Genomic DNA, 6,108 nt, shown 5'->3' with positions numbered 1-6,108 from the left:
AGCATGGTTTTGCCGGTGCCGGGCTCACCCTTGACCAGCAGCGGGCGCTTGAGGGTGATGGCCGCATTGACGGACAGCATCAAATCCTGGGTGGCAACGTAGTTTTTGGTTCCTTGGAATTTCATGGTTCTGATTTGATGAGGGGGAGACGCCGCTTAGGGTAGGGGAAGGATTGTTGGCCGATATAATCTTTGTTTGATCTATCTCAAACACCGGTTGATTGTCCTCCTAAAATGAATAAATTCCTGTCATCACTGTCTGTCCTGGTTGTCGCCTGTGCGACGGCCTTCTCTGCCACTGCCCAGGAGGTTAAAGGTAATGCGCAAGCGGGCGAGAAAAAAATCGCTATGTGCATTGGCTGCCATGGCATCACAGGCTATCAGGCCACTTTTCCCGAGGTATACAAGGTCCCCAAGATTGCGGGCCAGGGTGCCAAGTACATTGTGTCAGCACTCAGCGCCTACAAAAAAGGTGATCGCAGGCACCCGACGATGCGTGGTATTGCCGACAACCTGAGCGATCAGGACATGGCCGACGTCGCCGTTTATTATGAATCACTTGGCAAGGTTGAAGGCGCCCCCGCGCTCGGCAAAGCGGCAGATGGCAATGCCCAGGCCGCCGCGCTGGTCGCGAAGGGCGGTTGCGTCGCTTGCCATGGCGACAGCTTCAGCAAACCGATTGACCCCAGCTACCCGCGGATTGCAGGCCAGCATGCCGACTACCTGTTTGTGGCGCTCAAGTCCTACAAGTCAGAAGGTCACGCAACCTGGGGCCGTGCCAATCCCATCATGGGCGGCATCGCCAAGCAGTTTTCCAACGATGAGCTCAAAGAACTGGCCAAGTATGTCAGCTCATTGCCGAGTGAGCTGAAGACGGTGCCACAGGCTAAGTTTCGCTAACTGAACTTCAGTCCCACACCACAAAAGCCGCTCTTTGAGCGGCTTTTGTGCTTCTGGCCCCCGTGTATCAAGCGCCAGCAGCTATTAAATTCGTAGCGATTTGTCTTTTTCTGCAGCCGGTGGATGCGCGAGACACGCCACGCCAGCGTCTCTCCAGCGGGCCGGGCGTCCGTTTCGTGTCGCCGGCGCGCTCGCGGACCGGCATGTCTGGCGTGCCGTGGTCGTCGCGTCAACCACCGGGTGTGCAGGTCAACTCCGAGGCAACCGCGAATTGGCGCCAGCGCCCCGAAACGGCCACCCGACACGTCGGCGGGGGGGTGCTTTGCATTCGGGCGATGTGGGTGGCGTAGGCGACTGCAATGCAGCGAAAGCGGGTCTACAGAAGTTAAAATTGCCCGCCAGATAGCGGTCATTTACATCGGTAGTCAACCGTCAACTGTATACCGTGACTTGAGCCAATGGAGCAAAAAAAGGGAGTGCTTGTCCCTTGGCGGACGAGTCAAGGCTGATTGCCGAAGTTGCGATTTGGCGGCCGCAAACCTGACATGGGCTCCTGCGTTCCGACCGGCGGCAAGTCGGCAAAGAAATGCCAATCCACGCCCGCCCATTCGTTCCGTGCATGGACGTGAACGTCAGGCGGGCGAGAGGCAGGATTAATATTTCTGCAGCAAATATTCGCTCACCTTGGTCGCATCTTTCGTCAGCAAGGTATCGAGGCGCGAATTCATCACGTAGATGTCCTTGCCCACTTGCGCTGCGGTGGTCGGAAACGAATAGGCGGTCTTGCGTGCGGGTTGCAACGTAGCGGATTTCCAGTCGTCTTTGGACACCAGTTCCACCACTTGGTCATTGCCGGCGTTTTGCACCACGACCAGATGATTTTTGTCACGCAGCAGCAGGCCGTCTGCGCCCTTCACCGCGTCGGTCAACTCCACGCGCTGGATGTCGGCGCCGTTGCGGGTGCTGATGCGGAAGATTTCGCCGCTGTTGTACTTTGCCACCAACAGGTAGCCGTCCGGATGGGCCACGATGCCGTTTAGGTTGAAGCCTTCGCCCTTGAATAAGTCGCTGGTGGCAAACACGCTGGCCTGGCCCTTGGCATCCACGCGGTAGACCACAGGTGCGAAGCTGTCGGTCACATAAACATTGCCCGCAGCATCCACCGTTAGGTCATTGGCGAAGTGGCCACCCTCCACCAGACCGTTCAGGTCGTGGTAGGCGCGGCGCTCGCCGGTGGTCGCGTCGTACGCGGCCGCGGCCGCCAGTTTGTAGGCGGTGGCGGGGCTGCTGCGGGTGGATGCGCCCAGGTCGCCAATGGCCGCCCACAGCAGATTGCGCTTGCTGTCCAGAGTCAGGCCCACGCTGGCGACCAGCTTGTCGTCCTGGATGAAGGGCGTGTAGACACCCTGCGGCGTGACCTTGCCAATCACGCCGGTGTGGACGGAGCTGACAAAAAACACTTTTTGCACCGAGTGCCAGGCAATGCCCTCGGGATAGGCCTGTTCCGCAGTGAAGGTAATGCCTTGCGGCGACACGCCGTCAGCGGCTTGTGCCAGGCCGGTGCCGAACAGGGGAGTGGCGAGCAGGGCGGCCATGGTGAGGCTGCGAATGAGTTTGGATGAGGTGAATGTGGACATGGAAATCTTTCCGGGCACTGGGCCCATTGGTTTGCAGATGAAGGTGAAAAGGGGTTTGAAGAGAGGGCAAGCGGGCGCTTCACGCCGCTTGCCGGGTATGCGGGTACATCGCATCCATGGCGGTCTGGTCCATCTCGGTCTTGAACTTGTGCACGTCGGCCAAGGCTTCGGCACGCAGCGCAGCAGGACGGGCGCTCACCATATCCAGAAAGCGCTTGACGTGTGGCAGTTCGGCCCAAACGTCATTGCCCAGCACCATGGGCACGGCGCGCGCCCAGGCCCACAACGCCATGTCCACAATGGTGTATTCCTCGCCCACCATCCACCTGCGGGTGGCTAGGTGCGCGTTGAGGATGCGCCAGTGCCGCGCCGCCTCAAAGTCGTAACGCGCCTGGGCGTATTCCTTGGGCTCGGGTGCGAAGTGGCGGAAGTGCACCGCCTGGCCGGAGAACGGGCCCACGCCGGTGGCGATGAACATCAGCCATGAATACATCTGTGCGCGAACCGCAGGCTCGTTGCGGGGCAGGAACTTGCCGGTCTTCACGGCCAGGTACAGAAGGATGGCGTTGCTGTCGAACACGGTGGCATCGCCGTCTTGCAGTGCCGGTGTCTTGCCGTTGGGGTTAATGGCCAGGTAGGCGGGGGAATGCTGCTCGCCCTTGCGCACGTCCACCGGCATCAGCTCGTAGGGCACGCCGGTTTCTTCCAGATACAGGGCAACCTTGGCCGGGTTGGGCGAGGGGTGGAAATAGAACTTCAACATGGGGTGTCGCTTTCATAAAGGTTGGTGACAGGGTGGATTGTGGTTTTTAGCGACTAATGCAACAATCACCTTGCCTGCAAAACTGGTTTGCATTAATCGCAAAGAAGAACCCATGCTGGAAAACATCCAGGCCTTTATTGACGTGGCCCAGGCGGGCACGTTTTCAGCAGCCGCCAAGCTGCACAACGTGGCCGTTTCCTCGGTGTCCCGCCAGGTGGACGGGCTGGAAAAATCGCTGGGTGTGGCGCTGTTTCAACGCAGCTCGCGCCGCCTACTGCTAACCGACGCGGGTGAACAATTCTTGCCTCGCGCACAGGTAATCGCCTCGGAGCTGGCGGATGCCCGCGCTGCGCTGCTGGACGCGCAGGCAGCGCCGCGTGGCCTGTTGTCGGTGACCGCACCCTCGGCTTTTGGTCGGCGGCATATCGTGCCGGTAGCGGCGAGCTTTTTGCGCACACATTCGCTCATCGAGTTGGATTTACACCTGAGCGACCAGTGGGTCGATTTGTCGAGCCAGCGTGCAGATGTGGCCGTCCGCATGGGCGCGCTACCCGACAGCGAACTGCTCGCCACCCGCCTGGCACCGCTACTGCGCGTGGCCTGCGCCAGCCCTCGCTACCTCAAGGAACATGGCCGCCCGGCCAGGCCCGAAGACCTGCTGCAGCACAGTTGCCTGACGCTGGCCAGCGCCCGCACACCCAGTGGCTGGTGGACCTTTCCTGGCAGCAACGGGGACAAACCACTGGCCGTGCATGGGCGCTTGCGCAGTGACGACACCGAGTCTCTGCTGCAGGCCGCTGTGGTCGGCTTGGGCGTGGTGCACCTGGCAAGCTGGCTGGTGCATGACAAGCTGGCCTCGGGCGAGCTGGAGCCGTTGTTCCCGCAAGCCTCAGCTACTGCTGCGGGCATGGCCAAAAAGCAAAGCACAGGCATTTATGCCGTGCGACTCAAGGGCCGCTCCCATGCCGCCAAGGCGCAACTATTCATCGCGCATCTCAAACAGGCGTTTGGGGATGTGCCTTACTGGGACAAGCCGCAGCCCAACGCTTGAGCACTGTCACGCCAGCCAACAGCAGCGCCAATGTCCGAGAATTTCGCGAACGACACGTGAAAGGCTTTGAACTGGACAGCCATATAACTGTCATTAATGAAGGCCTGCTTCCAGTCTTTTCCAGTCATAGAAGGACGCGGGATTAACGGACGGCAGTTGACCGTATTTAGTAGTAAATGCACGCAATCAGAATGAGCCAGGCATGACGGAAGTTCCTTGGAAAAATAGAAGACATTTTTATCTCTGGCCCCTGCCAAACCTGCGCAGGTAGCTCCTCTATTGATAGCAATTCAGTAAATCTGAAGCGCTTCTATTCACCCCCGCCCGGCGCGCTCGCCCAGATGCCGGCATGAACCCCGTCCAGACGCCGCGGTCCCCCGCCGCAATGTCTCAATCCTGCGTCGCGTGCTGCTGCACGCAGGCAATGTAGGCGTCGCCGTCGGGTGGGCGACCGGCGCGCTGGCTTTCCCAAATCATCTTGCCCAGGCATTCCATGGCCTCGTGGTGGGCGGCGTGCAGCGAATCGCGACGGTGCGTCAGCAGCTCGACGGCTTGCCGGATGCCGCGCGGCTGGTCAATGCTGCACTGCTCGCTGATCGACAGGTGCATGGACAGATGCAGGAAGGGATTGCTCTTGCCTTCCTCGGCTTGCTGCATTGACAGCAGCGCGGCGTCAACATCGGCCAGCTCGGCGTGGTACTCGGGGTGCTCGTCAATCCACAGGCTTGCTATTGTTTCGATAGCTTCAAGCGGTTGATTGGCGCGGGCCTTGGCATAGATTGAACAAAAAAAACGGCGAACGTCGGCTTGGGAGGGCTGGAACATGATGGTGCGGCTCGCACAAATGTTTCGAGCATACGTCAGATCAACATCTGCGAGATGCGGCGCGCGCTTTGGCGTAAGGCCGGCAGCAGGCTGTCTTGCGCTTCTCTGGCATTGGTCCGGTTGGCCTGGCCCGAGATGTTGAGCGCGGCGACCGTGCGCCCGGCGCGATTGGTGATGGGCGCGGCCAATGAAATCAGACCTTCCTCCAGTTCCTGGTTCACCAGACACCAGCCCTGTTTGCGTACCTGCTGGATTTTGGCCAGCAAGCCATCAAGCTCGGTGACGGTGTTTTTGGTCAGTGCTTGCGGTGCCGCCGCTTGCAGACGCTGGCGCACTTCGTCGTCCGGCAAATCGGCCAGCAGCACCCGTCCCATGGAGGTGCAGTAGGCCGGCAAACGCGAGCCGACGCTCAAGGTGATGCGCATGATTTTGTGCGTGGGCACGCGCAGCACATACACGATGTCAGTCCCGTCCAGCACGGCGGCAGAGCATGATTCCTTCACCTGCGCCACCAGTTCTTCCATCACCGGCTCGGCCAGGTTCCAGATCGGCATCGATGACAGGTAGGCAAAGCCCAGGTCCAGCACGCGGGCGGTGAGGCGAAACAGCTTGCCATCGCTCTCCACATAGCCCAGGGTTTGCAGCGTCAGCAGCAGGCGGCGTGCGCCGGCGCGCGTCAGGCCGCTGCGCTCGGCCACCTCGGTCAGGGTTTGCTGCGGCGCCCGCGCACTGAAGGAGCGGATCACCTCCAGCCCGCGCGCGAACGATTGCACGTAGCTGTCGCTGGGCGGCGGCGGCGGCGCGTGGGCGGGGTCTGCCATGGGCTCTCCAGAATGGATTAAAATTCATTATACGAACAAATGTTCTATATACGAACAAATGACGGCGGTGATTTTCAGTGTGCTGGCGTCAGGCCAACTTCTTCGAAAGACG

The 6,108-nt window shown here is 60.2% G+C and carries 6 protein-coding genes and 1 pseudogene; 2 read left to right on the top strand and 5 right to left on the bottom strand.

Annotation, left to right across the window (positions count from 1 at the left end; genetic code table 11):
- Window positions 1-125 (bottom strand): annotated as a pseudogene (locus tag B3V69_RS00065) (ATP-binding protein); the annotation flags it as partial.
- A 108-nt stretch (window positions 126-233) separates the two neighbouring features.
- On the opposite strand from B3V69_RS00065, the gene B3V69_RS00060 reads away from it, so the two are divergent.
- Window positions 234-899, top strand: coding sequence for a c-type cytochrome (locus tag B3V69_RS00060; protein WP_296442635.1), 666 nt, complete (start codon window positions 234-236; stop codon window positions 897-899).
- Between the two features lie 653 nt (window positions 900-1,552).
- On the opposite strand, the gene B3V69_RS00055 is transcribed toward B3V69_RS00060, so the two are convergent.
- Both B3V69_RS00055 and B3V69_RS00050 read right to left on the bottom strand, forming a co-directional pair.
- On the bottom strand, window positions 1,553-2,536 hold the full coding sequence (locus B3V69_RS00055) for a hypothetical protein (RefSeq protein WP_296442633.1): 984 nt from the start codon (window positions 2,534-2,536) through the stop codon (window positions 1,553-1,555).
- Window positions 2,537-2,615: 79 nt separating this feature from the next.
- Entirely contained in the window at window positions 2,616-3,299 is a 684-nt protein-coding gene (locus B3V69_RS00050; protein WP_296442631.1) for a glutathione S-transferase family protein, read from the bottom strand.
- A 112-nt stretch (window positions 3,300-3,411) separates the two neighbouring features.
- Between B3V69_RS00050 and B3V69_RS00045 the strand changes: the two genes are divergently transcribed.
- Window positions 3,412-4,350: a LysR family transcriptional regulator gene (locus tag B3V69_RS00045; protein ID WP_296442629.1), complete on the top strand. Its 939-nt coding sequence runs from the start codon at window positions 3,412-3,414 to the stop codon at window positions 4,348-4,350.
- 390 nt (window positions 4,351-4,740) lie between these two features.
- Here B3V69_RS00045 and B3V69_RS00040 read toward each other — a convergent pair whose 3' ends face one another.
- Window positions 4,741-5,175 (bottom strand): DUF1841 family protein, encoded by a 435-nt coding sequence (locus tag B3V69_RS00040; RefSeq protein WP_296442627.1) that lies wholly within the window; start codon window positions 5,173-5,175, stop codon window positions 4,741-4,743.
- A gap of 35 nt (window positions 5,176-5,210) precedes the next feature.
- The gene (locus tag B3V69_RS00035; RefSeq protein WP_296442625.1) at window positions 5,211-5,996 is read right to left on the bottom strand and encodes an IclR family transcriptional regulator domain-containing protein; all 786 of its coding nucleotides are present in this window, start codon (window positions 5,994-5,996) and stop codon (window positions 5,211-5,213) included.
- Window positions 5,997-6,108: the final 112 nt, after the last annotated feature.

Source organism: Rhodoferax sp. UBA5149 (assembly GCF_002413825.1).
Taxonomy (GTDB): Bacteria; Pseudomonadota; Gammaproteobacteria; order Burkholderiales; family Burkholderiaceae_C; genus Rhodoferax.
The sequence above is the reverse complement of the archived record's forward strand: the minus strand, read 5'-3'. Positions and strand labels throughout refer to the sequence as shown.